This is a genomic window from Marinobacter lipolyticus, from assembly GCF_018424605.1.
GTDB lineage: Bacteria > Pseudomonadota > Gammaproteobacteria > Pseudomonadales > Oleiphilaceae > Marinobacter > Marinobacter lipolyticus_B.
This window is the reverse complement of sequence record NZ_QTKT01000006.1, coordinates 112,819-138,636: the sequence shown is the minus strand read 5'-3', so window position 1 is coordinate 138,636 and position 25,818 is coordinate 112,819. Positions and strand designations below refer to the sequence as shown.

The 25,818-nt window shown below is 59.3% G+C and carries 25 protein-coding genes; 12 read left to right on the top strand and 13 right to left on the bottom strand.

The genetic code is table 11. The annotated features are described in order from the left end of the window. Nucleotides 1–56: 56 nt before the first annotated feature. From DYI22_RS10420 to DYI22_RS10395, 6 genes are all read right to left on the bottom strand, one after another. A complete protein-coding gene (locus DYI22_RS10420; RefSeq protein ID WP_213477972.1) occupies nucleotides 57–962 on the bottom strand; it encodes a LysR substrate-binding domain-containing protein in 906 nt (301 codons plus the stop codon). 3 nt (nucleotides 963–965) lie between these two features. Beyond that, nucleotides 966–3,527 carry an EAL domain-containing protein gene (locus DYI22_RS10415; protein ID WP_228300957.1) on the bottom strand — a complete coding sequence of 854 codons (2,562 nt, stop codon included), beginning with the start codon at nucleotides 3,525–3,527 and terminating at the stop codon, nucleotides 966–968. A gap of 229 nt (nucleotides 3,528–3,756) precedes the next feature. Continuing rightward, the gene (locus tag DYI22_RS10410) at nucleotides 3,757–4,080 is read right to left on the bottom strand and encodes a hypothetical protein (RefSeq protein ID WP_213477970.1); all 324 of its coding nucleotides are present in this window, start codon (nucleotides 4,078–4,080) and stop codon (nucleotides 3,757–3,759) included. A gap of 61 nt (nucleotides 4,081–4,141) precedes the next feature. Continuing rightward, a complete protein-coding gene (locus DYI22_RS10405; protein WP_213477969.1) occupies nucleotides 4,142–5,698 on the bottom strand; it encodes a BCCT family transporter in 1,557 nt (518 codons plus the stop codon). Further along, complete coding sequence (locus DYI22_RS10400; RefSeq protein WP_213477968.1) at nucleotides 5,691–6,401, bottom strand: TIGR02117 family protein; 711 nt, start codon at nucleotides 6,399–6,401, stop codon at nucleotides 5,691–5,693. Before DYI22_RS10400 ends, DYI22_RS10405 begins: the two co-directional genes overlap by 8 nt. 17 nt (nucleotides 6,402–6,418) lie before the next feature. Beyond that, complete coding sequence (locus DYI22_RS10395; protein WP_213477967.1) at nucleotides 6,419–7,096, bottom strand: NAD(P)H-binding protein; 678 nt, start codon at nucleotides 7,094–7,096, stop codon at nucleotides 6,419–6,421. 151 nt (nucleotides 7,097–7,247) lie between these two features. On the opposite strand from DYI22_RS10395, the gene DYI22_RS10390 reads away from it, so the two are divergent. After that, nucleotides 7,248–7,721, top strand: a complete 474-nt coding sequence (locus tag DYI22_RS10390) for a nucleoside deaminase (RefSeq protein ID WP_228300956.1) — start codon at nucleotides 7,248–7,250, stop codon at nucleotides 7,719–7,721. Between the two features lie 153 nt (nucleotides 7,722–7,874). Here DYI22_RS10390 and DYI22_RS10385 read toward each other — a convergent pair whose 3' ends face one another. Then, entirely contained in the window at nucleotides 7,875–8,297 is a 423-nt protein-coding gene (locus tag DYI22_RS10385) for a hypothetical protein (RefSeq protein WP_213477966.1), read from the bottom strand. A gap of 244 nt (nucleotides 8,298–8,541) precedes the next feature. On the opposite strand from DYI22_RS10385, the gene DYI22_RS10380 reads away from it, so the two are divergent. The 3 genes from DYI22_RS10380 (at nucleotide 8,542) to DYI22_RS10370 (ending at nucleotide 11,371) form a co-directional block, all read left to right on the top strand. After that, nucleotides 8,542–9,642 carry an NADH:flavin oxidoreductase gene (locus DYI22_RS10380; protein WP_213477965.1) on the top strand — a complete coding sequence of 367 codons (1,101 nt, stop codon included), beginning with the start codon at nucleotides 8,542–8,544 and terminating at the stop codon, nucleotides 9,640–9,642. Nucleotides 9,643–9,809: 167 nt separating this feature from the next. Continuing rightward, a complete protein-coding gene (locus DYI22_RS10375; protein ID WP_213477964.1) occupies nucleotides 9,810–10,712 on the top strand; it encodes a haloalkane dehalogenase in 903 nt (300 codons plus the stop codon). Between the two features lie 92 nt (nucleotides 10,713–10,804). Next, nucleotides 10,805–11,371 carry an outer membrane beta-barrel protein gene (locus DYI22_RS10370; protein ID WP_213477963.1) on the top strand — a complete coding sequence of 189 codons (567 nt, stop codon included), beginning with the start codon at nucleotides 10,805–10,807 and terminating at the stop codon, nucleotides 11,369–11,371. 52 nt (nucleotides 11,372–11,423) lie between these two features. Here DYI22_RS10370 and DYI22_RS10365 read toward each other — a convergent pair whose 3' ends face one another. Next, a complete protein-coding gene (locus DYI22_RS10365) occupies nucleotides 11,424–12,908 on the bottom strand; it encodes a helicase HerA-like domain-containing protein (protein ID WP_213477962.1) in 1,485 nt (494 codons plus the stop codon). A gap of 168 nt (nucleotides 12,909–13,076) precedes the next feature. Between DYI22_RS10365 and DYI22_RS10360 the strand changes: the two genes are divergently transcribed. The 5 genes from DYI22_RS10360 (at nucleotide 13,077) to DYI22_RS10340 (ending at nucleotide 19,047) form a co-directional block, all read left to right on the top strand. Then, nucleotides 13,077–13,871 carry a M48 family metallopeptidase gene (locus DYI22_RS10360; protein WP_323132902.1) on the top strand — a complete coding sequence of 265 codons (795 nt, stop codon included), beginning with the start codon at nucleotides 13,077–13,079 and terminating at the stop codon, nucleotides 13,869–13,871. A gap of 83 nt (nucleotides 13,872–13,954) precedes the next feature. After that, the gene (locus tag DYI22_RS10355; RefSeq protein ID WP_213477961.1) at nucleotides 13,955–14,785 is read left to right on the top strand and encodes a sulfotransferase family protein; all 831 of its coding nucleotides are present in this window, start codon (nucleotides 13,955–13,957) and stop codon (nucleotides 14,783–14,785) included. 130 nt (nucleotides 14,786–14,915) lie between these two features. After that, complete coding sequence (locus tag DYI22_RS10350; protein WP_213477960.1) at nucleotides 14,916–15,059, top strand: DUF3096 domain-containing protein; 144 nt, start codon at nucleotides 14,916–14,918, stop codon at nucleotides 15,057–15,059. Nucleotides 15,060–15,144: 85 nt separating this feature from the next. After that, nucleotides 15,145–16,473: a PilZ domain-containing protein gene (locus DYI22_RS10345; RefSeq protein WP_213477959.1), complete on the top strand. Its 1,329-nt coding sequence runs from the start codon at nucleotides 15,145–15,147 to the stop codon at nucleotides 16,471–16,473. An 18-nt stretch (nucleotides 16,474–16,491) separates the two neighbouring features. Continuing rightward, nucleotides 16,492–19,047: an EAL domain-containing protein gene (locus DYI22_RS10340; protein ID WP_213477958.1), complete on the top strand. Its 2,556-nt coding sequence runs from the start codon at nucleotides 16,492–16,494 to the stop codon at nucleotides 19,045–19,047. Between the two features lie 152 nt (nucleotides 19,048–19,199). Here DYI22_RS10340 and DYI22_RS10335 read toward each other — a convergent pair whose 3' ends face one another. Both DYI22_RS10335 and DYI22_RS10330 read right to left on the bottom strand, forming a co-directional pair. Continuing rightward, entirely contained in the window at nucleotides 19,200–19,925 is a 726-nt protein-coding gene (locus tag DYI22_RS10335) for a molecular chaperone DnaJ (RefSeq protein WP_213477957.1), read from the bottom strand. Nucleotides 19,926–19,983: 58 nt separating this feature from the next. After that, nucleotides 19,984–20,691 carry a VWA domain-containing protein gene (locus tag DYI22_RS10330; RefSeq protein ID WP_213477956.1) on the bottom strand — a complete coding sequence of 236 codons (708 nt, stop codon included), beginning with the start codon at nucleotides 20,689–20,691 and terminating at the stop codon, nucleotides 19,984–19,986. A 127-nt stretch (nucleotides 20,692–20,818) separates the two neighbouring features. Between DYI22_RS10330 and DYI22_RS10325 the strand changes: the two genes are divergently transcribed. Then, nucleotides 20,819–21,652, top strand: coding sequence for a hypothetical protein (locus DYI22_RS10325; protein WP_213477955.1), 834 nt, complete (start codon nucleotides 20,819–20,821; stop codon nucleotides 21,650–21,652). Nucleotides 21,653–21,657: 5 nt separating this feature from the next. Here the strand turns inward: DYI22_RS10325 and DYI22_RS10320 are convergent, their stop codons facing one another. After that, entirely contained in the window at nucleotides 21,658–22,926 is a 1,269-nt protein-coding gene (locus DYI22_RS10320) for a CynX/NimT family MFS transporter (RefSeq protein ID WP_213477954.1), read from the bottom strand. A 150-nt stretch (nucleotides 22,927–23,076) separates the two neighbouring features. Between DYI22_RS10320 and DYI22_RS10315 the strand changes: the two genes are divergently transcribed. After that, nucleotides 23,077–23,745 (top strand): glutathione S-transferase family protein, encoded by a 669-nt coding sequence (locus tag DYI22_RS10315; protein WP_213477953.1) that lies wholly within the window; start codon nucleotides 23,077–23,079, stop codon nucleotides 23,743–23,745. Between the two features lie 10 nt (nucleotides 23,746–23,755). Here DYI22_RS10315 and DYI22_RS10310 read toward each other — a convergent pair whose 3' ends face one another. Then, the gene (locus DYI22_RS10310; RefSeq protein WP_213478053.1) at nucleotides 23,756–23,896 is read right to left on the bottom strand and encodes a hypothetical protein; all 141 of its coding nucleotides are present in this window, start codon (nucleotides 23,894–23,896) and stop codon (nucleotides 23,756–23,758) included. 43 nt (nucleotides 23,897–23,939) lie between these two features. Beyond that, the gene (locus DYI22_RS10305; protein WP_213477952.1) at nucleotides 23,940–24,668 is read right to left on the bottom strand and encodes a ZIP family metal transporter; all 729 of its coding nucleotides are present in this window, start codon (nucleotides 24,666–24,668) and stop codon (nucleotides 23,940–23,942) included. Nucleotides 24,669–24,879: 211 nt separating this feature from the next. On the opposite strand from DYI22_RS10305, the gene DYI22_RS10300 reads away from it, so the two are divergent. Then, nucleotides 24,880–25,647 carry an SDR family oxidoreductase gene (locus DYI22_RS10300; RefSeq protein ID WP_213477951.1) on the top strand — a complete coding sequence of 256 codons (768 nt, stop codon included), beginning with the start codon at nucleotides 24,880–24,882 and terminating at the stop codon, nucleotides 25,645–25,647. The last annotated feature ends 171 nt before the right edge of the window (nucleotides 25,648–25,818 follow it).

Genomic DNA, 25,818 nt, shown 5'->3' with positions numbered 1-25,818 from the left:
AACAAAAGATCGAAAAGAATAAAGTTTTATCTTATCTATTCATCTAATTTCTCGAGCTAATCCGTCAGGTCCGGGCGCTCTTTTAATAGCTCCGCCACGGCTTCGTTGTGACCTCCGCGAGCGCGAGTCACGGCGTATAGGGTGTCCCGGACGTCGCCGATGCTGGCAACGTGGATGACCTGGTACTGCCGGCACACTTCCTCCCGAATGGACGTTGGCGCGGCAAAGTAACCAAGGCCTTCCCGTCCGAACACCTTGATCAGCGCGCTGTCGTCCACCTCCGCCACCAGTTTTACGCGGATGCCCTGGCTGGAGAACCAGTTCATCAGGGCGTGGATGTAGGGTGCATCAAGCGAGGTCGCCAGAAACGGCTGGCCATCCAGGCTTGCCGGAAAGTTACCGGACAGTCGGTTCGCCAGCTCAGGCGCCGCAAACAGGGACATGGACGAGCTGGCCAATCGATAACTGCGGAACTGACTGGCCTCGCGCGAATCCGGCAGGCAATCGGTCAGCACCACATCCAGCTCCCGCTGACCCAGCCGCTTCAGCAGGGCCGCGGTATCCCCGGTCCGGCAGTTCAGGCGCACCTCACGGCTCAGCGCCAGCGCCGGCGCGGTCAGACTGAAGGCAATGAGTTTGTGGATTGAGGCGGCAATCCCCAGCGACAGACTGAGGGGGCGGTTCTCCGGTGGCTGGCGCAACACGTCAGTCAGAGCCTGGGCGGTCTGGAACATATCGTCGGCGTAGCTGAACACGGTCTGACCAAAGTCCGTCAGCTGCAGTGACCGGTTGGCACGACGGAACAGTGCGTTGCCCAATGCTGATTCGAACGCCGCCAGCTGCCCGCTCAGGGTCTGGGGCGTCAGATCCAGATGCTCCGCCGCCCGGACGATGGCGCCCTCGCGGGCAATCACCCAGAAGTAATACAGGTGGCGCAGATTGAGTTTATCCAGATCGGCCATTGTTCACCCGGCTGTGGGGGCCTCAAACAGAGGGTTGGCGGATTCGGCGTAGCGTGCCAGCCAGTGCTTCAGATCGTTGAGCGGCAAGGGGCGGCAAAGCCAGAACCCCTGCAGCCGGTCACATCCCAGGTCCCGCAGCAGCCGGGCGACCTGCTCGTTTTCAACACCCTCGGCGACAACCCGATAATCCAGGCTGTGGGCCATATTGATAGCGGTTTCCAGGATCACCCGGGAGCTGCCACTGGTGGCAATGTCCGCCACCAGCGAGCGATCAAGCTTGAGCTCTCTGGCCGGCAATTGCTTCAGGTAGGAAAGCGAAGAATAGCCACTGCCGAAATCGTCAATGGAGAGTGCGAGCCCGGTCTCTGCCAGTGAGCCCAGCGCCACCAGACCCTTTTCCGGATCTTCCATGGCCGCGGTTTCGGTAAGCTCCAGTGTCAGGCGTGGCGCCGCCACACCATGACGTTTGAGCGCCGATTCAATGGACCGCCTGAGTTCACCCGAGCCCAGATCCCGCGCCGAAATATTGATGGACACGGTCAGGTCCGGGTAGTCGCCGGACAGCCGCGCCAGATCGCGAATGCCCCGCTCGACCGCCCAGCGGGTCAGCTGGCGGATGACGCCGGTTTCCTCGGCCAGCGGGATAAAGTCCACCGGCGACACCCAGCCACGTTCCGGATGATACCAGCGCATCAGCCCTTCAACGCCAATGACTTCCCCCGTTTCCAGACACAGTTTCGGCTGGTAATGCAGCTCTGTGTGGCTTGCCTGCAACGCCTCCCTGAGGTCAGACATCAGTGTCAGGCGACTTTCACTGTAGATATCCAGCTCCTGGGAATAAAAGCCGGTGCCGTGCAGCCCCCGGGGAGCCGTCGCCATGCCGACGTGGGCATTGCGGATCAGCAAAGCCGCATTATCACCGTGGTTCGGATAACTGGCGGCGCCGAATTTCGGGTGCAGCTCAATGGCCAGATTGTCCATGGCAACCGGCTCAACCAGTTGCTTCAGGGCCCGGCTCAGACGTTCAAAGTTGTCGGTGACTTTATTGGCGTTTACCAGCATACCGAAACTGTCGCCGGATAACTGATACACCAGCTCCTGGCGCCCGCGGCAGTCCGTCCGCCGCTGCAGAAACGGCAGTTCCTCGGCCAGCAGTGTCATTTCCTGGGCCAGCCGCCTCAGCAACCGGTCACTGCGACTGAGTCCCAGCGTGCGGTTAATCTCTTCGAGACGGGCAATCCTTGCCACCCCAACGATGTAGCGTCCGTCTGGGTCACTCTGCAACTGCTCGTTGACCATGCGCTCAAAGCGGTTACGGTTGGGCAGGCCGGTCACCGGGTCGTGGGTCATGACGTCGGTCAGTCGCTTCTGGGCGTCGCTGCGTGCCTGTGCCTCACGAAGGCTGTCGGCCTGCGCGCGTATTTTTTCTTCGCGCTCGCGGTACAGTCGATCCGCCAGCGCCAACGTGAGAATGAAGGCCTCCAGCCCCGAGCCAATCTGCATTGCGTGCTCAGTCATGAAGTTCTCCGGAAAGAACCCCAGCGCCCGGCCCGCCGTGGCCAGCACACCGATGGTCAGAGGCGTCCAGGCCACGGTGAAGAACGCGCCGGCCCGCACCCCTGCCGCCCAGGTAATGGGGCCGGCAACAAACAGCAGCGAGAAAAAGAACAACGCTGATACAGCCGACAACATGGCCGCCGCGTTATAGTTCAACGTCAGCGCAGCAATGAAATTAAGCACCTCAAAACCGATCATTACTCGGATCGCAATATCCAGTTTCGCGCTGTGGGACGGTATTTTCAGCAGCTCCCGGCAAAACAGTACCGAAAACAGCGCCAGAATCGGCATGGACAGCAGTAACGCCCGGGCATGGATGGCGGGCGAATCGGGGTAAAGCAGCTGGAAGCTGTACCCTTTGATGGAAGCAAAAAACAGCAGATAGCCGGCGATTGCCAGCGCGTAGTAGAGATAGAGTTTTTCCCGCAACGTCAGAAAGACGGCGAGATTTATCAGGATGATAACGGTCAGGCTGCCGTAGTAGAAGAAATGCAGCTTCTGCTCATCCCCCGCGGCACTGAAGAACTCGTTGGCGTGCCACACATTGAGGGGCAGAATCATCGAGCCCGCTGTCTCAACGCGCACGTACACGGTGTGCCGCTGGCCGGGGGGCAGGTCCAGCCGCAACAGCATATTGGGATGATCCACCTGCCGCGGGTAGAACGCGCGGGTATCCCCGGTTTCGACGTGCTGAATCTGCTTTCCATCCGCGAAGACGTGAAAGACCACGTCATCCAGTTGCGAATAAGCCAGCTCAGCAATCAGGCTGAGACGCTCCGTGGTCTGGTTTGCCACCGCAAACCGCAACCAATAAGCGGACGGTGTAATTCCAAAGGTCGCGCTCCCGGAAGGTACGGATTGCCAGCGGTCATCGTCCAGGCGCCTTACCTGCCCGAGCTCCGCCTGCCCTTCCGGATCTTCCCATACGCTGAATTGTGATTCGATGGCAGAGGAGGGCGTAACCAGAATAGCCTGCTCTGCGGCCCCGGCGAGAGTCGGGGCGCTCATTAAAAGCACCGTCAACAGTCCCGTAAAAGCCCGCATCAGAGATACCATGCGCGTAACCCAACGTCGGTTATGAAGAGTTTTTGATGTTGTTATCAGTATAGCCTTTGGTCTAATCGTAACGCTGAACTCAGGTCAACAGGGCCTCTTTTCGTGTAGCAAAATGTGTATGATCTGTAGCCAACAGAAGCTCCGCACCGAGTAATGCCCCGACCGGGTAAGGCCGTCACGGTTACCCGAAGTAATCCTGAATCCACTCCACCAGCATGGCGACATCCACGTCAGACAGCGGCATTTGTCGGAACTCGTCACCCACTTCATCCTCGATGGTGATGAACTGGTACAGCAACAGCCCCGGCTGGCCATCGTGGAGGATCAGCGTGATGCGGCGGCGGGTACGCAGGCAATCGATGGTCATCACATCGGCGGGAATACCAGCATCGCGCATCCCCCGGCGCACTTCCACCACCGGATTAATGTGCTGGTGGGCGGCCTGGATGCGGGCATGCGCATCACTGGCCATGTCAGACAGCGTTTTCAGGGGGTCTTCAGACATCAGTCACCGTTCTCCTGTTGGGCATCGGGCTTTCAGGGGGCGGAGCCCCGCCCCCTGAAGACTAAACCAGCCCCTGCTCTCTTGCCATTGCCATCGCGGCCTTGGGACCGGTCCACAGCGACGGCAGAATAATCAACGACACCGGTATCGCTGTCAGTACAATGAACTGTTGCAACACACCGATCTGGCCGGCCCCCATATACAGAAGTATAGCGGCCATCAGCGCCATGGCGCCGCCCCAGAATACGCGGATCCAGGGGCTGGGTTCGTCATGACCGGCGCCAACCATGGCAATGGAATAGCTCATGGAGTCTCCGGTGGTTGCCACGAAAATGGTGGTGAGCAGCAGGATTGCAGCAGCCATCCAGGTACCGCCGGGCAAGGCCTGGGCGACGGTCAGCGTGGCAACGTCAAAACGGAATCCGTTCAGCGCCTCGGTGAGATCAAAGGTGCCGGCCAACTGATGGTAAATGCCGGAACCACCCAGCAGAGTGAACCAGATGGTGGTGGCGATCGGAGCCAGCACCGCCACCGCCAGGATCATCTCCCGCACGGTACGACCGCGGGAAATGCGCGCAACAAATACGGCCATCAGCGGGGTATACCCGATAAACCAGGCGAAGAAGAACACCGTCCACCATTTCATCCACCAGCCCGGCGCGGTTTCGGCGGTCATGGTCGCCATGGCAAAAAACGATGAGACGTATTCACCCATAGACTGGGTATAGGTATTGGTGAGGAACAGCGTTGGCCCGAAAATGAAGATCACCGCCGCAATCGCCAGCGCCAGCAGAACGTTGAACCTGCTGAGCAGCTGGATGCCCTTGTGCAGACCGGTCATGGCAGAGGTCATGTAAACACCGGCGAGGATGACCAGTACGGTCAGTTGGGTGCCATAGCCATCCGTTACGCCGAACAACTCATGCAACCCGAAACTCATCTGGGTTGCTAAAAAGCCGATGGGGCCAACGGTTCCGGCCACTACCGCAATCACGCAGAACGCGTCAATCACACCGCCAAGGCGACCACGAATCACCTTTTCTCCAAAAACCGGGTATAGCAGCGTTCTCGGCTGCAGCGGTTTGCCCTGGCCGTAGTGAGCGCGGGTCAGAACCAGCGCCGTGAGGGACCCCAGCACCGCCCAGGCCAGGAAGCCCCAGTGGGTGAACGATTGCGCCATCGCGGGCGCCACGGCTTCGGCGGTCGCCGCCTCGATATCAAACGCCGGCGGCGTCACCACGAAATGGTAGACCGGCTCACCTGCGGCAAAGAACACACCACCACCGGCCAGCAATGTGCACATGATCATCGACAGCCAGCGAAAACGGCCGATCTCCGGGCGATCCAGGCCGCCAATACGCGCAGCTCCCGCGCGGCTCAACGCGGTACCTATGGCAATGAGAAACGTCAGTAACAACAGCATCTGGAAGAAGGACCCGAGATACCTGGCGGTCCAGGTAAAGCCACTGCCGATCAGCTCAGCCACATACTCGCTGTTGACCACAGAGGCGCCGACGAACAGCAGAATGAAACCGATGGTGAGCACCAGCACCACGGGATCGCTGCCAGCCAGGGCACCGGAGCTGGTCGGCGTGGCGTGGCGGGTTTGATCAGTCATAACGTTGGCCTCGCATAGAAAAAAGGCCGGGCAGGCTACAGGATTTGCCGCCACCATGCACGTCTGAGCTGCGGTTGTTCCTCATCCAGCCCATGACACTGCCGGCCGTGAGCTTGAACGTCGGCGCAATGTCCATGCCCGCGCTCTTCAGTGCCTTCGCGGTCCACTTGTTACTGGTATTGAGCAGATGATAGCGGCCCACGCCGCCGTAGAACTGGCTGTCACCATAGAGGCCGGCCTGGAGGAGGATCAGGTTGCCTGCCGTATCCCGGGCGAAACTGGCGGACAGATAGTCCAACAGGGATGCGACTTCTCCGCTTTCAAGGCAGGTCGCGATCACGTCACTCCCGGGGAAGTACTGCGTTGGTAAAACCGGCAAGGCGGCAACGTGCATCACCGCGCCCTGTGACCAGAAGATGGCCTTCAAAGCGACAGTGGCTGTTTTCTCACTGGCCTGATAATACCCCTCATCTCCCCAGCCCAGTTCGTAAAACCTGGCATTCCCGAAACGGTCTTTCAGCTGTGGAAGCTCTGACTCGAGAAGTTTCGCGCTTATCACCAGCCCCACGTGCCAGCCATGATCCACAACGTACAGCGCACTGGCCGGGCCATCCCTGCCCTCGGTTTCTGTCTCAATGGCGTCGGGCTTTGCCGAGCAGCCACTCAGTGCCACCCACAGGAGAAACATACCGGCTATTTTCATCGTCCGCTCCCACGCGGCTAACTGTTACCCGCCAAAGACTGAATGTGCGGGTATTCCCGATACTCCACGATAGCATCCGCCGAATCGTTTTCGTCGAGCAAGGCGACTTCATTCGCCATGGCCTGAGCCACCCTGGCGGCCTCAATGGCGCGGTATTTTCTCAGCGGCCCGATCAGGCCATGATTGACCACCGGCAACACCGCCATGCCTATGGATTCCGCGGTGCGTTGCTCCTGCCGGTCACCCAGCAACAACCCGGGGTGATAGATTGACAGGTACCGGAAGTTCAGCGCCTTGACCGCGTTTTCAAGCTCACCCTTTACCCTGTTGTAAAACACGCGGGACGAGGCCGACGCACCGACCGCCGACATCAGGATCATGGCTCGCGCACCCGCCATCTTCGCCAGCCTGGCGGCTGCCAGGGCGTAACCGTAGTCCACTTTGCGGAAGGCCTCTTTCGAGCCGGCCTTACTAATGGTTGTTCCGATACAGCAAACCAGCGCATCCACAGCGAAGATGCCGGCATACGCGTCCATGTCATCGAAATCGATCACATGCTGCACCAGTTTCGGGTGATCCAGAGTGAGTGGCCGACGCAGGGGCACTACCACGGCGCTGACTTCCGGTTTTGCCAGCTGTTTCTCCACGGCGAGATGGCCCGTAAGCCCCGTGGCACCAAGCACCATTACTTTCATAGCATTCTCCATTGCCCGCTTATTTCTTACTCTATTCCGCATCATACTGACAGTGTTTGAACGATGTCGGCTTGACGAAGCGCCACTTCATAACGACTCTGAAGAACATTAACATGCGATAGATGGGGGCACCTTGATCTACGAAACCGATATGAAACATCTCGGCCGCTGTGTTGATCTGGCCGCCAGGGCGGTCGATAGCGGCAACCCACCTTTCGGCTCTGTACTGGTGGATGAGACCGGTGCCGTCAGGTATGAGGGACACAATGAAACCGCCGGGGGTGACGACACCCGCCACCCGGAGTTTGAAATAGCCCGCTGGGCCGCGGCCAACATGACACCTGACGAGCGTGCTGCCTCAACAGTCTACACCTCCGGGGAGCATTGCCCCATGTGCGCGGCGGCCCATGGATGGGTCGGGCTCGGCCGGATCGTCTATGCCAGCTCCTCAGAGCAACTCTCAACCTGGCTGGATAAATTGCACGTGCCACCACCACCCGTGGCCACCTTGCGGATCAACCAGGTGGTGCCTGGTATTCCGACAGAAGGTCCGTTTCCTGCGCTTGCCGAGGCGGTGCGAGAGCTCCATGCGCGCTACCATTCAGAAGCCAGAACCACCACCTGAGCCTGGACGCCGCCATGTCCTGACTACTGGATCTATCGCCGGGATGGACCGAATTTCAGTGGGATTACAAACAAAAAAGGATCCGAATGGATCCTTTCTGGAAAATGCCAACGCCCTGGGTGGCAGCCCGGGGCTAAAGCGCTCCGAGAGCTTTTACACTTGGGATGAGCTTTCCGGCTTTTTCGAGATCTTCTCGACATTCAATGCAATCGACAGCGCGAGGATCAGGAACTCCTTCGCCAGGGAGAGGCCGATCACACCGAAGTAGGTTGATACCAGCGTGGAAATAAATATACCGAATCCACCACTGTATGCGGTTGATGCGAGAATTACCGCCATCACCACGCCAACAAACCAGGACAGAAAGATCACGCCATCCCAGGAAACCTTCAGCCACTCAAATACCGGAAACTCTGTATCGGTAGACGTACTGGTTGATTTACTGACGTTTCGCATCTCCGCCAGGCGAAGTGCTGCGCCTTTCCAGATCGCCCATGGAATTGTGAAAACTCGCAGTACGCATACGATTAATGCTTGCAAGACGGCTGGAACCAGGGCGCTCTTTAATTCGTTCATGTGTTCTCCTAATTAGTTTTACGCGAATCAATTCGCGGCATGGAAGCTAGCAACATTTGCCTGATTCAGCGAGCGGGAAATAGTCAAAAAATGCAAAATAGTCAGCAACCTACACTGATTTATCTACAGAACCTTTCTATTCAAATAAACTGAATGTCTGCATCACTTTTATCCGCTTTCGAAATCGGCAAGGGTTAGAGATAATTCCTAGCTATCAATCCAGCGACCTCTTAAGGGAGGACCTATGAGCAACCTGACCGATTCCACAAACTTCACCCGGTTAGCTCTTAAGAACCGTTTTGCGCTGGCGCCGATGACGCGCACCAGTGCAGATCCCGACGGAAGCCCCAACCAACTGATGGCTGATCACTACGAAGCCTACGCCAAGGGCGGCTTCGGACTTATTATCACCGAGGGTACATACACTGACAGCCACGCCAGTCAGGGCTACGCCAACCAGCCGGGTATCATCAATGATAGTCAGGTCAGCGGATGGCAGGACATCATCAGCCGGGTGCACAACGCCGGCAGTAAAATAGTCATTCAGCTCATGCACGCCGGTGCGCAGTTCCAGGCGAATCGTTTTACCGATCAGCCTTTGGCACCCAGCGCTGTCAGCCCCAAAGGTCAGCCACTCGGTCTCTATGGCGACCAAGCTGCGTGGCAAATGCCTGAAGAAATGAGCCATGAGGATATTCAGACAGCCATCCGGGGCTTCGTCGATGCGGCCAGCAACGCCAAAGCCGCGGGCTTCGATGGCATTGAGCTGCACGGAGCGAATGGTTACCTGCTCAATCAGTTTCTCAGCACCCACTTTAACCGTCGCACAGATGAATACGGTGGCGACCTCGCTAACCGCCTGAGGATTATCGTCGAGACCGTTGAGGCGGTGCGCAAAGCGGTAGGCCCGGACTTTCCCGTCGGAATCCGGCTCTCTCAGGGCACCGTCACCGACCCGGAATACCGACTGCCGGAGGGTGAAGCCGGATTCCGCCAGATTGTCGAAGCGGTCCGCAGTGCCGGCGCCGATTTCATCCACACCACGGATGGCGGCGTGAATCAGCCGGCTTTCGATGGCAGTGAACGCAGTCTGGCGAGCGTGGTGCAGGACATCGGAGGCGTCGAACTGATCATCAACGGTGGCGTGGACGAAACCAACAGCCAGGACCTGGCTCTGGAGTATCCGGAATCGCTGCTCGCCGTCGGCAAAAAAGCCCTGGCGAACCCGGATTTCGTCCAGCGTCTTAAAGACGGCAAAGCCGTGGCGGACCTGGATTTCGCGATGTTGCAACCGAAGGCCACCATCGAAAACGAACTGGCCTGGCGCAAAAAAAACGCCGCCTGATGTGCCCACTCGCTGCGGAAGGCTGAGCGCCTCCGCAGTGAGCCCCTCCGCCAGGATGCACGAGACGCGTGCCTGTTTCCATCCGACGCTTACCCTGCTAAACATAGCCTCTAAAGCGCCGCTAATTAAAATGATGCGCTTCCACCTTGCACAATGAGGCTCACACGATGGACTTTGTCAGAACCCCGGAAAAACGCTTTGAGCGCCTGCTGGATTACCCCTTTGCCCCGCACTATGTGGATCTCAATGGCCTGAGGATGCATTTCGTGGATGAAGGGCCGGGCGAGGCAAGTCCTATTCTGATGCTGCACGGGGAGCCGTCGTGGTCCTATCTTTATCGCCACATGATTCCGGTATGTTCAGCCGCTGGTCATCGGGTTATTGCGCCTGATCTGATCGGTTTCGGTAAATCGGACAAACCCACGTCCAGCGATGATTACAGTTACCAGCAGCACATGGACTGGATGCAGCTGTTTATCGATAAACTGTCGCTGACAAATATAACGCTGGTCTGCCAGGACTGGGGCTCATTGCTGGGGCTGCGGCTGGCGGCGGAAAACCCTGACCGCTTCCGGGCCATTGTGGTCGGGAACGGAATGCTGCCCACCGGCGATCAGAAAGCGCCGCCCGCCTTCAAGATCTGGAAGAACTTCGCCCTGCACAGCCCCTGGTTTCCGATTGCCCGCATCATCAATGCCGGGTCGTTCCGCAAACTGGGGCCGGATGAACGGCGAGCCTACGATGCGCCCTTCCCCAACAGGAAATACAAGGCCGGAGCCAGGGCATTTCCGCGCCTCGTCCCCATGCGCCCGGATGATCCGGCCAGCGAGGCCAACCGCAAGGCGTGGACTGTTCTCGAGCGCTGGGAGAAGCCCTTTCTGACCACCTTCAGCAATGGCGACCCGATCACCCGCGGCGGCGACGCGTACATGCAAAAGCGCATTCCCGGTGCCAGAGACCAGCGCCACATCACCCTCAAAGGCGGTCACTTTCTGCAGGAAGACTCCCCGGTGGCCTTTGCGCAGGCGGTTAACGAACTTTTGGCCAGTCTGGACATGAGCCTTTATTAACAATTCGTAGTTTTCAGGCCTATTTGTTCGACAATAATCGCACAATCGCCTACTTTTTAACCGATGCTCTCTTAGCAATGGAGGCTAAGGCCATGAAAACTGTAATTCCCTTAATTCTTGCAGTCCCTCTTTTGGCAGTATCCGGAAACGCCCTCGCAGGCAGCGACAGCGGTTTATACCTCGGCGCCTCAGTCGGCCAGGCTGAACTCGATTTCGACGACGATCTACCAGATGTCAACGACGTTGACGTCGACATTGACTTCGATGACGAGGACACGGCCTATAAGATTTTTGCCGGCTACAACCTTGGCCTGATTCCGCTGATCGACTTGGCGGTTGAAGGCGCCTACGTGGATTTCGGCAAGTTCAACGGCAGTGTCGGCGCCTTCGGCGATTCCGATTTCGAAGTGGATGGCTGGACCGGCGCCGCTCTGGCCGGCGTAAAACTGGGCCCCGTTGGTCTGTTTGGCAAAGCAGGCTTTATCAGCTGGGATGGCGATCTTGACAACATCGGCGACGAAGACGGCACCGACCCGTTGTACGGCGTAGGGGCGCGAATTACCCTGTTCTCGTTCCAGGTCCGCGCGGAGTACGAGCGCTATGAGCTCGACAACTTCGATATTGACTACTACTCCCTGGGCGCTGCCTATACTTTCTGATCACCAACATCCGGGCAGTGCCTTGCGTACTGGCGGTCCCGGCGTTCTCCCCTCAACGACGGCGCGAGCCACCCAGGATGCCACCCAGCAACCCCCGCAGAATCTGCCTTCCAAGCTGACTCCCTACCGAACGTGCCGCTGACTTGGCCATTGCCTCCACAACGCCCTGCCGACGCCCCTTGCCCCATAGCACGTCACTCAACGGGTTGTCCTGAGGCGCTTCCGGTTCTGGAGCATTGTCCTGAGCGGCTGTGCTGATCGCCTCCTCCGCCCGTTGTGCCAGAATTTCGTGGGCCGATTCGCGATTCACCGCGGTATCGTATTTGCTACCCACCGGACTGCGACTTCGCACCGCCGCGCGCTCCTCAGCGGTAATAGCGCCCATGCGGCAGCGGGGCGGAGCAATGCGGGTGCGCTCCACCGGCATGGGCACGCCTTTGTCCTGCAGCGTAGAGACCAGCGCCTCCCCCACACCAAGCTCGGAAATCACGGTTGCCACATCAAGCCCGCGGTTCGCCACGAACGTTTCCGCCGCGGTTTTCACCGCTTTCTGATCCCGTGGCGTGAAGGCTCGCAAGGCGTGCTGGACACGATTGCCAAGCTGACCGAGGACTTCCCCCGGCAGGTCGTCCGGAAATTGAGAGCAGAAGTAAATACCAACCCCTTTCGAGCGAATCAGTCTGACCACCTGCTCTATTCGCTGCACCAGTATGCCCGGCGCATCGTCAAACAGCAGATGGGCTTCGTCGAAGAAGAACACCAACCGGGGTCGGTCGAGATCGCCAACTTCCGGGAGGTTTTCGAAAAGCTCGGACATCAGCCACAGCAAAAAGGTGGAATAAAGCCGGGGTTTGAGGATGAGCTGCTCGGCGGCAAAAATGTTGATGATGCCGCGGCCGCTAAGATCAGTCCCCATGAAGTCGTTCAGATTCAGCGCCGGCTCCCCGAACATCAGGTCACCGCCATCGCTTTCCAGCCCCAGCAGGGAACGCTGAATGGCGGCCACGGATTGCGAACTGACCAGACCGTAGGTCTTGGAGATTTCCTTGCGGGTGTCCGTCACCAGCGCGAGCAGCGCCCGCAGGTCTTCAAGATCCAGCAGCAACAGACCCTGATCGTCCGCTACCCGGAACACCACCTCCAGCACGCCAGACTGGGTGTCGTTGAGCTCCAGCACCCGGGCAAGCAGTTTCGGCCCCATTTCACTGATGGTGGTGCGCACCGGGTGCCCGAGCTTGCCGTACAGATCCCACAACACCACCGGGCTGGGCTCGTTGGCGTACCCATCCACGCCAAGTTCCGCGGCCCTGGCTCGCAACTTGTCGCTGGCAGTTCCGGCCTGTGACAGGCCAGCCACGTCGCCCTTCACATCCGCCATGAAGACCGGCACGCCCATGCGCGAGAATCCCTCCGCAAGAAGCATCATGGTGACCGTCTTGCCGGTGCCGGTCGCACCAGCGATCAGCCCGTGGCGGTTTCCGTACCTGCCCAGCAAATGTACCTGCCGGTCGCCCTTTCCAATCAGTATCTCGTTCACTGGGGTGTCCTCCCTGAGCCGGTGGGGCCAATGCACCATCCCCTGAGCATAGCCTGCCCGCGCTTGCAGCGCCGCCAATTATCACATTGCGATCTGCCCTACCCGATGGGCGGCCAGTCATGGATACTATCTCCAGAACCGCCCACGATCATTTCGACGGAGTGTCCCGTGAAGACTTTCATCCTCGCCCTGACCGCGTTGCTGTTCCTGACCGGATGCCAGGAATCACCCACCGGACGGAACCGGCTGGCGCTTGTCCCCAATGTGGTCATGACCGACATGGGTGAACAGAGTTTCGAACAGATGAAACAGCAGATCCCGGTGATCACCCGGCCGGACATTAACCGGCTGGTCCAGTGCATTACCGGAGAACTGGTGGCGACGCTGGAAGAAGCGCCCGTCAACGGCGTCTCTCTGCCCGATTCCTGGGAGGTGGTGGTCTTCGACAATCCGAGCCCCAATGCGTTCGCCCTGCCGGGCGGGAAGATCGGCGTTCACTCGGGACTGCTCCGGGTAGCGGACAACCCGGCCCAGCTGGCGGCGGTCATTGGTCACGAGATTGCCCATGTTCTCGCCGATCACGGCAACGAGCGGCTCACCCAGCAACTGGGCCTGAAAGCCGGGATGTTGCTGATCGGCCTGTTCACCGAGAGTGAAATCGCCGAAGACCAGATTCAGCAGGCGCTGGGTCTTGGCGCACAGCTGGGCATTACCCTCCCCTTCAGCCGCGCTCATGAGGAAGAGGCCGATCTTCTGGGGCTGAGCCTTATGGCCCGGGCAGGCTTTGAGCCTGGCGAAAGTGTCCGCCTGTGGCAGAACATGGCCCAGGCCTCGGGCAACCAACCCCTGGAGTTTCTTTCCACCCATCCCAGTCACGACACACGAATTGAATCTCTCCGCCAGCAGATGAGCGCCGCCAGCACCCTGTACGAGGCGGCGGAGCCGGCCAGGTGCGGAGCTTGAAAATGGTCTTCAAAAAGCAATAAAACTGACCTAAACTGGATCTACTTGGGACCACCCATACAGCCGGCGTAAAAGGGAACTTTATGACTCTGCATGTGGAATATCGCGGAAGTGAATTTGCCTACCGGGCCAACCGCAAACTGCGCCATCTGCGGAAGCAAGCCTATTTGCTGGTCAGGCCCGCCGAGCAGACACACCCGGTGTTCCTGGTAGGCAGCGGGCGGTCGGGCACCGACATTGTCGCCCACAGCCTGAGCCGCTGCTGGGAGGTGGAAATGATCAACGAGGACAACCCGAAAGCCTTTGAAAACTGGCGGTTACGGGACCTCGACAGTGTTGAACAGGTTATCCGCGCCAGTCGCGCTCCGGTGATCGCCTTCAAACCGATTGTTGAAACCCTGCACGCCGGCAGGTTCATTGACCGCTTCCCCGGTAGCAAAGCCATCTTTCTGGTTCGCCACCCCTACGACGCCATCAACTCCATGGCGCGGTTCTTTGGCGAGCGGCACGTAGACACCGTCAAGGCCTGGGTTGCCACCGATTTCGCCGAACAGTCGACGGCCCCCGAGGGGCTCAGGGCGTTCATCAGAAGCAAATGCACCAGCAACCTGAGCATTCCCGACGCCGCCGCCCTCTACTGGCTTCTATACAACGATTCCTATCGTTTCCTGGAACTGCACCACAACCCGGCGGTTCTGCTGGTGGGCTACGAGCAGCTGGTGCAAAATCCCGAGGCTACCACCCGGGCTTTGGCGTCGTTTGTCGGGCTGAAATGGTCGGAAGGCATGATGGCGAACATTTACGACCGCTCGGTCCGCAAACACCACAAGCCGGCTCTGGATACGGAGATCGAGGCCCGGTGCCTGCAAACCTGGGCGTATCTGCAGGGCGAGCTGAACGCTAGGGGAGCCTGAAAACGGGCTTCCATTGACACCAGCGTGTCTGCCCACCGCACGGCAAATTCTTGATTACCCTCCCCCTCAATGCCAAGCTTCCCGGGAACTTACCCAATTCTTCCACCATCGAAGTACAGGAGTACGGCCTATGACACTGCATCTGGAACTCGCCCCTCTCATCAGCCTTGGCGCGGGCATTGGCATTCTGGTGTTTCCGAAACTGCTTAACTACATCGTTGCCGGGTATCTGATCGTGCTTGGCGTGCTGGGCATTTTCGGGCATCCGTTCTAGAGGGAAAATGGCGGCTTTCAGGAGTTTGGTCCAGACTAGGGTTTGAAATTGAGCATCAGTTTCACCACAGCGTCGGGAGCCAGCCATGAGAATGGTGCATGGGGAGTATCGCCGGCATTTGCGATCCGGGATCAGAGTCCCGGTGGTTCTGAAGTATGCCAATCACGTCATAGAGACCACAACGCTGGATGTATCAGCCAGCGGGCTACGCCTGAAGAGGCCGGAGCGGGTTTATATCCGCCCCGGCGAAACCACTGACGTTGAATTTCGCGACATGGCCGACATGAACGTCGCGGCCACCGTCGCCTACACCGGTAAATCCCACATAGGTCTGCAGTTCTACCGCAGACGCTTCTCCGATAACGAACTGAGTGACCTCTACGACGTTGCTCCTTCCTGGCAACGCCTGATCGCAAAGAGCAAGCGCGCCCTGTGGAAAAACAGCCGCCGGTTTGCGGTTTTTCTGGCCAATACCTACCTTCGCTCCCTCGTGCACGCCCTCGCCCGACCCCGCTTCGTGTTTGCGGTCTACGGCAACCAGCAGCAGGCCGGCTCTTACTTTACGCCCGCCATGGCCCGGCGCATGCCACCTAATCTGGTGCTTGGCTTCATTCGCAATCAGGACATGCGTGGCCTGCTGGTCGCATCGCAGTTCATGGAGCATGAGCTGGAAGGGGATTCCGACAAAGTACGCCAGTACCTGGATCAATTGCAGCGGGACTACCCCGATGTTGAAAGGATCGCCCTCGTTGGGCGGCTACCGAACTTCGTGATGAAAGCCGGTATCGAGATTGCCGAGCCGCTGGTGGAAGGCAGCCTGGGAACGCGATACATGATCTGGGACGTGGCGAGGCAAATGCGTGAGCGCCCCCAGTATTGCCAGCAAACCAGCATCGTCGTGCTCGGCGGCGCCGGGCGCATTGGCAATGCCGTGTGCCAGGATCTCACCAGCCTGTTTGACAGGGTGATCGGCTTCGATCCGCGCTATGAGGACGACAGGGAAATCACCACCGATCGGGGCACGGTTCTGCAAACCTCGTCACTGGCCCGGCTCCATGACGAAAAACTCTTTATCGGTTTAACCCATCACGGCGATGCGATTCTGGAACTGCAGCACCATATGGCTCCGGGCGCGTTGATCGCAGACGACACCCATCCCTGCATCACCCTCGCCGCCAGGGAGCAATTGCAGGAGAAGCAAATCGCCGTGGAGAAGGTGGTGCTCTCCCACGAGGAGTTCCTGATGTGGCCACGGATGCCGGCCTGGAATAACCGGGATATTCCCGGGTGCCTGGTTGAAGCCCTAGTGCTGCTCCGCCAGCCGGGCGTCGGGAATGGCGACTTTACCGCCTTCCGCGAGGAAGCCGAGTTTCTCGGCTTTACCGGCCGCCTCGTCCGCCCTCTGGACGAATAGGAAGAGCAGGGATGCGCTATGGTAAAACGCGACAGATGGGCAGTGGGATTCATGGCGATCACCCTGTTGTTCGCCCACACCGCCTTTGCCCGGGAGCTGACGGTTGACGGCGACACCGGCCATTACCAGCTGAACAATCAGCTCGAGTATCTTCTCGACGATGCACGAACCCTTGGTGAAGTGATTCAGCAGAACCGGTGGCAGGCCAAGAACGACACCGGCGTGCTGAACCTCGGCTTCACCGATCAGCCGGTATGGCTCAGAACCTCCCTGAACATACCGGAGCCGCTGACGTCACAGTGGTATCTGGTAGTGCCCTATCCGTTACTGGAACAGGTGGACCTCTATGTATTGCCTGATGGCCAGCAATCAGCGGTCTACCACACCAGTCGTCACGAAACCGAAAACCGCCGCGAACAGGCCCGCAGCTACCAGATTGCCCTGCCGTTGCCACCGGACCTGAACGGCCCGGTGGACATTGTCCTGCGGGCCAGTTCAGCCACCTCTCTGCAGGTGCCGGTGGAGCTGTGGCGTGAAGACCAGTTGCTGGTTCGCTTCTCGCAGCAGAGCCTTTACTGGGGCGCCTATTTTGGCGTGATGGGTGCGCTGGTGATCTACAACCTGTTCCTGTTTGTCTCCATCCGAGATTCGGCCTACGGTTATTACGTGCTGTTTGTGGGCTCCATCAGCCTGCTGATGCTCTGTGTTTCCGGAGCCGGGAGCGCCTGGCTCTGGGGCGGGCAACCATTACTGACCCGCTATGCCCTACCCATAAGCACTGCCTTTGCATCGCTGTTTGCCTTGATGTTCGCGCGCAGTTTTCTGAAATGGCAGGACATTTCCTCGCGCTGGGACCGCAGCATGAAGATCGCGGCCGCACTGGCCGGCGTGCTCATCCTCTACACCTGGGCCGACCCCATACACGGTGCGCTGTTCGCCGCTCTGCTGGGCACCCTGGTGCTGGTCCTGTTGATTGTCGTCGGGCTGGCGGGCCTCAAGGCCGGTGTCACCATTGCCCGCTATTTCGTGCTGGCCTGGACGACATTTGCCCTTGGGTCTTCCCTGTACCTGCTGACCGTGTTCGACATTCTGCCGGTCAACACCGTCACCAATCATGCGATACAGGCCGGTTCCGTGGCGGAGGTTCTGCTACTTTCCTTTGCCCTCGCCCACCGCATCAAGGACGAACGCTCACGCAAACTGGCGGCACTTCGGAAGCACCAGATGGCCGAGCGCCAGGTTCGTGATCTGGAAATGCAGTCCCTCGAACGCGCCATGCACGATTCGATCACCGGGATGCCCAACGCGTCTCTGCTCAATCAGCAGCTACACAGGCTGATGAGCCAGCACACCCATGTAGCCCTCGCGCTGGTCCACTACCCGCAGGTCAAGGACATTGCCTCCAGCATGGGGCACAACCTGGCCGAAGAAATGTTCTGCCAGTTGATGACGAAACTCAATCACCGGTTAGCGGGGCTTGGCGGTCCGGTGTGCCTGGAAGCACGGCAGCATGCCTATGTGGCGATTCCCGAGCTCGGCTCCGCAGCGTTCCTGATTAATGTCCAGAAACTGGACGGCCCGCTGCTGGCCTTTGTCGAACAGATGGTCGGCCACCACGAGATTTCGGTGCATGCCGTGCGGCTGCCGGTCTTCATGAACTTATACTGCGGCGTTGCGGTTGCCCCGGAGCACGGCGACAGCGCGGAAACCCTGTTTCAACACGCGTCGGCGGCGCGGGATCGCAGCGAATCCAGCAAAGTGCCGGTACAGGTCTATGACGATGAGATCTCCGAATTCGCGCGGCGGCGTCTGGACCTGGTGACGGCATTGCCACCGGCCATGGAGGCCGGGGAACTGGAACTGTACCTGCAGCCGCAGATGAACAGCACCGGCCTTGGCCTGGTGGGCGCAGAGGTGCTGTTGCGATGGAACAGTCCGCGTTTCGGATCAGTGCCTGCGGGAGAAGTAATCGAAATCGCGGAAAATGCCGGCCTGATGGACCTGTTGTCCCGCTATGTGGTGACCCAGGCGTGGAGAACCATGAAGATCCTGCAGGAACGACAACTGAACATCACCTGCAGCATCAATCTCTCGGTGCAGAATCTCACCAACAGCCACTTCGTTGCCTTTGCACTGGCGGGAATCCGGGAACACGCCATCCCCATGAATCGGGTGAACTTCGAGGTAACGGAAACCTCCATGATGCACAACATGGACGCCGTGATCGGTTCCCTGCTCCAGATTGCCAACAGCGGTTGCAAGATCGCCCTGGATGATTTCGGAACCGGCTACTCCTCACTGGCCTATCTGAGCCGCCTGCCGATCCACGAGCTGAAGATTGATCGTTGCTTCATCAGCCAGATGTGCTCCAACCAGAACGACCTGGGAATTGTCCAGAACACTCTGAAACTGGCCCACGCCCTGCATCTGGAAACCGTCGCGGAGGGTGTGGAAGACGACAACACCCGAGACCTTCTCGGCCAGCTGGGCTGCCATCGACTGCAGGGCTACCTGTTTGCCCGACCGATGCCGCTGGATACCTTCTGTGCCTGGGCGCTGGCGCGAACTTCCTGAGTCAGGCTGTGGTTCCCCCGGTTGATTTCAGTGACGCGCCTGACCGGCCAGTATCGATCCACTCCCGGCTTCGCTCATCCAACCTCTTTTTGAGTTGCGTTGATTGGGGCAGAAACCCAGGAATCTGCAGATCGCCACTCGACGCAGGGGAATCAATCCAACAAACATGCTTTAGCCTCATTGATGCGGGCAGCCAGATAGTTGCTGCCTCCGTGGTCGGGGTGCAGCTTCTGCATCATCCGGCGGTGGGCGCGGATAATCTCCTCACGGCTGGCGCCAGGCGCCAGCCCGAGGATGTCCAAGGCTTCGCTTTCGGTCAGCGGGCCGCTGGCCCTGGCCGAACCGGAATCCTCGCCGGCATCCCCGCCACCTGCGTCGACAGTGTCATCCGCTCGCCAGGAGTCGCCGAAGCGACGGTCCAGATAGGTTTCCAGCAAACGCGCGGAGTCATCATCCTGCGCCCGGCAGTAGCGCAACAGCTCCAGAAAGTCACTTTCGCCCAACTCCGCCAACGTCCGGCCAGCCATGGGCCCCTTGATGACCCTGCCGGTCATCACGCCGGAATCGTGATCCAGGGTCATATCCAGAATGTCGCTGGACACATGAGACTGGTTGCCGGGCCTGGCGGTTGCTTCTGTCCCTCCGGCGCCGCTGCCCGCCAACAGAGACGGCAACACCCGGCGCAACAGCGGATATAGAAATGCCAGCAACGCAAACACGAAGTGCAAGCGGCCGGTCACGGCCAGCACAACCACTATGCCGATACCCGCCACCAACGCCAGCCGGAGAATGGCCTGCTTGCGCTGGCCGGGCGGCTGGCTGCGCAGCCAGACCCACGCAACAACCGAAAGAATAATAAACAGCAACGTGAATGGCACTCAGGTACTCCGGGGCTGGCTTGCCCTTCCGTAGCGTTGAACGTGGATTTAAACAGGGCTATCGAATTTGCCGGGTCAGGCGCCTGACGTCCGCGGAACTGCGGCCGGAAAAGTCCTGCAGCGCCTTTACGCCTCCGGAAGCATAGACTGCAACGGCCGCCATAAGATCCCGGAGCACCTGGGGGCTGCTCCGGTCAAAGGGTGCATAGGCACCGCCTGAAAGCTTGCTCACCTGCTGGAACACCGCCCGCGCATGGGCATCATCACCCTCGTGAAACATGAACACCGGGGTTCGCAGCATACCCAGCTCTCCGGCTGTGTGGCACAGCTCATCCACCGGTTCCTCACAGCAATCACCGATAAAGACCACCGCCCTGACGGCTTTTGCACGGGTTTCTTTCAACGCATGCGCCAACACGCGACTGATCTGGGTGCGACCACCAAGGCAGGAAACCCCGTTCATCAGGTTCAGCAGCTGCCCTGTCTCGGTGACGAATTTTGTCGCCTTGAATTCGCCAAACCCCCGGTAGTAACAAAGCTGAATAGCCAGCCCGCCAAGATCCCTGGTCGCCGTAAACAGTTCACTCTGCAGATGGCAGGCCTGGTCCCAGGTTGCTTCCCGGCTTGCGGTCGCGTCCAGCGCAAAAATCAACCGCCCATGCCCGGCAACCTCTCCTGCATTTTCCTGAGGCAGCGTGCGAACCCGGTGAATAAACTCGTCAATCGACCGTTTATCGGATTTGGTGCGAAGTTCTTTGTCGGACATAGGTTTCGTAAACCGCCCCGGCTGACCAAAGTGTTACTACAATCGTAGGGCAAAGCCCTCGCAATTCACAGGCCCAAAACGAGGTGGCATGGTGTCCAGGTTGCACTGCTGTCGAGCCTCTGCTGGTATGGCCTCGTCGGCTATTTTTCTGGTGGCTGTGGTCATCGTTACGCTGGCCCTGCCACACACGGCTGAGGCCACTGAGCGGTTCTACGTCCTGTACCGCCAGTGGCAGCCCTATGACCAGCAGGACCTTGAGCGGTCCGCCAGCGAGATAAGCCGCTCCGAGCGTGGGCTTGGCTGGCATTCCCGGGATTCGTCGAGCAGCCTGGCGGTTCTCTATGACTACCAGACTCTGGGCCTGCAGGCCGGTGAGCCCGCGCACAACGGCCATTTGCACCGCCTGACCTTTGGCGGCGAAGGACGTTACCGACTCTACCGCGTGGAGGCGCGGGCTGGCCTGGCGGGCACCTCCAACATGTTCAAATACAGGGACTTTCACAACGATGTGCTGAACGGCCGTATCGCACTGTTTCGGACCGTCAATGAGGAGGCTGCACTGAGCATTGGCATTGGCGGGGACCACCGGTTCGGCTCTTTCCGCTGGCTTCCCAGAGTGCGCTGGGAGACCGCTCACTCCAGTGGTCAGTGGTTGTTGGATCTTCCCGTGTTGCTGCGATGGCAGGGCCCCGGCAGACGCTGGCAGTTCCGGTTCGAGCGCGAGGGAGACCGTTGGGCGACTCTGGATAGCGCCCGGCAGCTGGAAGGTACGCTTTATCTGAACGAGTGGAGAGCCGAGCTTACATACCGGCTCAATTCCGGTGGCCGGCTTTGGCCCGCCGTGATTCTCGGCATAGGGGCAAGCCTGGATACCCGCGTCCGTTATGAAGATGTGGAAAGAGGCACGGTCGACCCGGATCTCGGGAATGCTGCGCTGGGCAGTATCAGGCTCGAATGGTAGATGGGTTATCTGGCGGTGTCTTCCGTGTCGAAGGTGAACGGCTCCCCTTCCTCATCCAGAAGCTGATAGTTGTAAGCCGCCTGAAGGCCGGTCTCCTCCTCTGCCTCGTCCCCGGCGCCCTGATCTATGTACCGCGGGTAAAGGGGCGACAACAAAGCCACCACAATGCCGATGGCACTGAAGACGGCGAATGCCTCGCTGTACCCGAAATTTTTCACCAGCACACCAACCATGGGCGAACCGGCCGCCTGGCCAAGGGAAACTGCCATGAATGGAAGCACCGGCCCCATCGACAGCCGGCCGGGCAACAGCCGGATGCCAGTCATCAGGTAGAGGCCAGTCAGGCTCATGTAAGCCAGACCAAACACCAACCCGGAAAACGCCGCTAACCCTAACTGACCTGGGCTGGCCGCCAGCAGTGTGAGGCTGGCAGCCAGCATCATCAGCATCAGCGCATGAGTAATCTGCGGATTGTTACGGTCAGCCAGGTCCGCCACCACCGCGCCACCGAGGCCAGCAAGGCCGACCGCAAGCCAGAGCCACCCGGTCTGAGAAGACGGCAACTCTCCAAGAGTAACCACCAGGTCCGGGGCAAAAATCCAGTAAGCGGCAGACACAAAGCCCATCACGAAGGCAAAAAGCGTCAGCCGCAACAAACGCCACCACTGCAGCGCGCTGATCGGCGGGGGCGGCGCAGCATTGGACGGAGTAACCCGGGAGACCGACGGTATAACGAACCAGGCAGCAAGCACCCCGAGTACCGCCAGAATGGCAAAGCCAAGGTAGGCAAATCGCCAGATACCGGCCATAAACAAAACGGCAGGCACCGCAAGGGCAACACCGACACTGGTACCGGCATTCATTACCGAGCTGACCCGCCCATGCATTGAGCGATCCACCAGCACCTGCATGGCGGCGGTCAGCGCAGGCATCATCAGACCGGTGCAGATACCACAGGCAAACACGCCAATCCCGAGAGACAAGGCACCCGAGGCCTGGCTGATCAGAGCCAGGCCAGCAGCACCAAACAGGCCCGACAACACCGCCGTGTTGCGGGCGCCGATACGAATAGCCGCAAGGGGAGCGATCAGCGTCGCCAGCAGAAAGCTGAGCAGAGGGATGGCGCCGATGATACCGACCAGATCCGCTGACAGGTCCAGATCGGCGCGGATTGGCGGCACAAACAACCCGAACGCAAAGCGCGCAAGCCCGTAACTGATCGCAATCAGCGAGGCGCCGAAAAGAGCGAATCCTGTGCTCGATACGGACTTCACGATACCTTCTCCAACAGTAACGCGCTTAAATACCCGTACCCCTCAGCTTAGGAGTCACCCTGACTGGCAGCAAACCACGTTGATGAAATTTAAGGTAAGGGGGGATTACTGCTAACCTGCTCATTCTTTTGATGCGAACGGAGTTTCTGCATGATTACAGTTCACCACCTTAACAATTCCCGCTCACAACGCGTTCTCTGGATGCTGGAAGAACTCGGGGTGCCTTACGAAATCCAGCGATACGAGCGGGACCCGAAAACCATGCTGGCGCCGGACAGCCTGAAAAAGGTCCACCCGCTGGGCAAATCACCGGTGATTACCGACGGCGACCTGGTGGTGGCCGAGTCCGGCGCGATTATTGAGTACCTTGCCCACACCTACGGCAAAGACACCCTGCTGCCGGAGGCCGGCGGCCAGGCCTGGCTGGATTACACCTACTGGCTGCATTACGCCGAAGGCTCCCTGATGCCGCCGCTGGTCATGCGTCTGGTGTTCCAGAAAATCAAATCCAGCCCGATGCCGTTCTTTATCAAACCGGTCGCCAAAGGCATTGCCGACAAAACCAACGAAACCTTCATCGGCCCGATGATCAAAACACACCTGGATTTTGTTGAGGCTCACCTGGCAAAAAACACCTGGTTTCTCGGGGATAACCTGAGTGGTGCGGATATCCAGATGAGCTTTCCGCTGGAAGCCTCGGTGGCCCGCGGCATCGTTGACGAGAACCGGCCGAATATCACTGCCTGGGTGCAACGGGTGCACGCCAGACCGGCGTATCAGCGGGCGCTCGAAAAGGGTGGAGACTACGATTTCGCCTGAGTAGCGCCAATCAGCTATCCGATCTGCGCAGGGCCCTGACGCCCTGCCAGTCCTCAAGATCCTGCTCCGGCTTTTCAGAACGGAAGCGGGCATACAGCTCAATACCCCGGGCATCCTCCAGAATATCCACCTGATGAAACGGTGAATGCATTGTCCGCACGGGACTCTGTGGCGAATAGCACCCCGAGCGCCACCTACACCAGCACTTTCCCCACAACCCCCAGCAGAAACCCCGCCAGCGCTCCCAGTGACGGTGCCCAGTGCTTCCTGAGCCTGGCCTGGGGGGCAATGTCCTGGAATATGATGTAGAGAATACCGCCGGCGGCGAACAGCATGATGCCGGAGACGATCTGTGGGGCGTCCGACAGGAGGAAATACCCGGTGGCGCCTGCGACCGGACCCAGCAGGGCCATCAGCGCAAATCCGCCTACAAGCGTTCTGGCACGGTAATGGGTAGCGCGCGCCACCTCGCGATAGGAATTGAAACCTTCGGGAAGGTTCTGCAGGGCAATGATGCCAGCCAACAGAACGCCGCCCTCGCTGGAGGCAGAAAACGTGGCCCCCAGCGCCATGGCCTCAGGCACGAAATCAGAGAGCATGGCCACCAATTGGCTTGCCGGGGTGTCGTTGGCCGACAACCACATATCCAGGCCCATGAAGGTGATGCCGCCCGCGGCAAAGCACGCGACAAGCGCCGGCAGCGAGAGATTGTGGATGCCCTCCGGCACCAGCACCAATGCCACGGCCGCCAGCAGGGCGCCGCCGCCAAAGGCAATCACGCTGTGGCGAACCTCGGTTTCCAGCCAGCGCGGGCGAATCGACTCGACCGAGGCCAGCGCCGCTCCCACGGGCATCGCCAGCCCTGCCATCAGCGTCAGCAGAAGAATCTGGAGCAGTCCGTTCGTTTCCAGCGCCTCAACCATAAAGACTATCTACCCTGTTCCTTTTATCCTTACCTTACACAGCGCTTCCATACGCGAACTCCGACGGGCAAACTGAGGTTCGGAAAAAAACGCTTACCCCCTTATGGTCTGAAATAATGCGGCGAAAAGCCGGAGAGAGCAACTCCCTGCCGTCTCCGGGCAGTCAGCAATACTATTGGCGGGTTTCGGAAAATATCAGGAGACACAGTCGATGGCACAACCCCCTCCGGTAATACTGATAACAGGCGGCGCCCAGGGCATCGGCAAAGGCATAACCGCCCACTTCCTCAACAGTGGCTGGCGCGTGGTGGTGCTCGATCAGGATACAGATGCTATCGACGCATGCCGGATGGATCTCGGCGATCCGGACAACCTGCTGCTGATAAGAGCGGATGTGTCACAGGAAGAAGACGTTATCTCTGCCGTGGCAGAGGCGGTGGAATGGGGCGAAGGGCTGGACGCTCTGGTCAACAATGCCGGCATCGCCGACCCGGACACCGGCCCCATCGAAAAGCTCGAGCTTGCCCAGTGGCAACGGCGAATGGACGTTAACCTGACCGGCACCTTTTTGATGGCAAAGCATACGGTTCCGCACCTTCGCCAGCGCCAGGGCAGCATCATCAACATGGCCTCCACCCGTGCGCTGCAGTCCGAGCCCAACAGCGAGGCCTACGCGGCCAGCAAGGGTGGCCTGCTGGCCCTGACCCACGCGCTGGCTATCAGCCTGGGCCCGGATGTGCGGGCCAACAGCATCAGCCCGGGCTGGATCGATGTTCGGGCCTGGCAGGCCCACGCACCTTCTGAGCCGCAGCCTCTGTCCGCCACTGATCACAATCAGCACCCCAGTGGCCGGGTCGGCACACCGGACGACATCGCCGCCATGGTCGCCTATCTGGTCTCCCCCGAAGCCCGCTTTGTGATCGGCCAGAATTTTGTGGTTGATGGTGGGATGACCCGCAAGATGATCTATCAGGATTAGGTTGCTGTATCGCTGCGCTGGGCCACAAGGCCAGCGAACTGCTGGCCCCACCCAATTCTTAAAATTTCATAATAAAAGACAAAAACCTATTTTATTTCAATATCCTGGGTTTCGATTAACTCGCCTCGACGGGTTCTTGTGAACGTCATGCAATTGCCGGAAACCGGGTTG

What these genes read in the sequence shown, in the direction of transcription:
- DYI22_RS10420 (WP_213477972.1), bottom strand. Translation starts at nt 962, where the DNA reads ATGGCCGATCTGGATAAACTCAATCTGCGCCACCTGTATTACTTCTGG.
- DYI22_RS10415 (WP_228300957.1), bottom strand. Translation starts at nt 3,527, where the DNA reads ATGAGCGCCCCGACTCTCGCCGGGGCCGCAGAGCAGGCTATTCTGGTT.
- DYI22_RS10410 (WP_213477970.1), bottom strand. Translation starts at nt 4,080, where the DNA reads ATGTCTGAAGACCCCCTGAAAACGCTGTCTGACATGGCCAGTGATGCG.
- DYI22_RS10405 (WP_213477969.1), bottom strand. Translation starts at nt 5,698, where the DNA reads ATGACTGATCAAACCCGCCACGCCACGCCGACCAGCTCCGGTGCCCTG.
- DYI22_RS10400 (WP_213477968.1), bottom strand. Translation starts at nt 6,401, where the DNA reads ATGAAAATAGCCGGTATGTTTCTCCTGTGGGTGGCACTGAGTGGCTGC.
- DYI22_RS10395 (WP_213477967.1), bottom strand. Translation starts at nt 7,096, where the DNA reads ATGAAAGTAATGGTGCTTGGTGCCACGGGGCTTACGGGCCATCTCGCC.
- DYI22_RS10390 (WP_228300956.1), top strand. Translation starts at nt 7,248, where the DNA reads ATGAAACATCTCGGCCGCTGTGTTGATCTGGCCGCCAGGGCGGTCGAT.
- DYI22_RS10385 (WP_213477966.1), bottom strand. Translation starts at nt 8,297, where the DNA reads ATGAACGAATTAAAGAGCGCCCTGGTTCCAGCCGTCTTGCAAGCATTA.
- DYI22_RS10380 (WP_213477965.1), top strand. Translation starts at nt 8,542, where the DNA reads ATGAGCAACCTGACCGATTCCACAAACTTCACCCGGTTAGCTCTTAAG.
- DYI22_RS10375 (WP_213477964.1), top strand. Translation starts at nt 9,810, where the DNA reads ATGGACTTTGTCAGAACCCCGGAAAAACGCTTTGAGCGCCTGCTGGAT.
- DYI22_RS10370 (WP_213477963.1), top strand. Translation starts at nt 10,805, where the DNA reads ATGAAAACTGTAATTCCCTTAATTCTTGCAGTCCCTCTTTTGGCAGTA.
- DYI22_RS10355 (WP_213477961.1), top strand. Translation starts at nt 13,955, where the DNA reads ATGACTCTGCATGTGGAATATCGCGGAAGTGAATTTGCCTACCGGGCC.
- DYI22_RS10350 (WP_213477960.1), top strand. Translation starts at nt 14,916, where the DNA reads ATGACACTGCATCTGGAACTCGCCCCTCTCATCAGCCTTGGCGCGGGC.
- DYI22_RS10345 (WP_213477959.1), top strand. Translation starts at nt 15,145, where the DNA reads ATGAGAATGGTGCATGGGGAGTATCGCCGGCATTTGCGATCCGGGATC.
- DYI22_RS10340 (WP_213477958.1), top strand. Translation starts at nt 16,492, where the DNA reads ATGGTAAAACGCGACAGATGGGCAGTGGGATTCATGGCGATCACCCTG.
- DYI22_RS10330 (WP_213477956.1), bottom strand. Translation starts at nt 20,691, where the DNA reads ATGTCCGACAAAGAACTTCGCACCAAATCCGATAAACGGTCGATTGAC.
- DYI22_RS10325 (WP_213477955.1), top strand. Translation starts at nt 20,819, where the DNA reads ATGGCCTCGTCGGCTATTTTTCTGGTGGCTGTGGTCATCGTTACGCTG.
- DYI22_RS10315 (WP_213477953.1), top strand. Translation starts at nt 23,077, where the DNA reads ATGATTACAGTTCACCACCTTAACAATTCCCGCTCACAACGCGTTCTC.
- DYI22_RS10310 (WP_213478053.1), bottom strand. Translation starts at nt 23,896, where the DNA reads ATGCATTCACCGTTTCATCAGGTGGATATTCTGGAGGATGCCCGGGGT.
- DYI22_RS10305 (WP_213477952.1), bottom strand. Translation starts at nt 24,668, where the DNA reads ATGGTTGAGGCGCTGGAAACGAACGGACTGCTCCAGATTCTTCTGCTG.
- DYI22_RS10300 (WP_213477951.1), top strand. Translation starts at nt 24,880, where the DNA reads ATGGCACAACCCCCTCCGGTAATACTGATAACAGGCGGCGCCCAGGGC.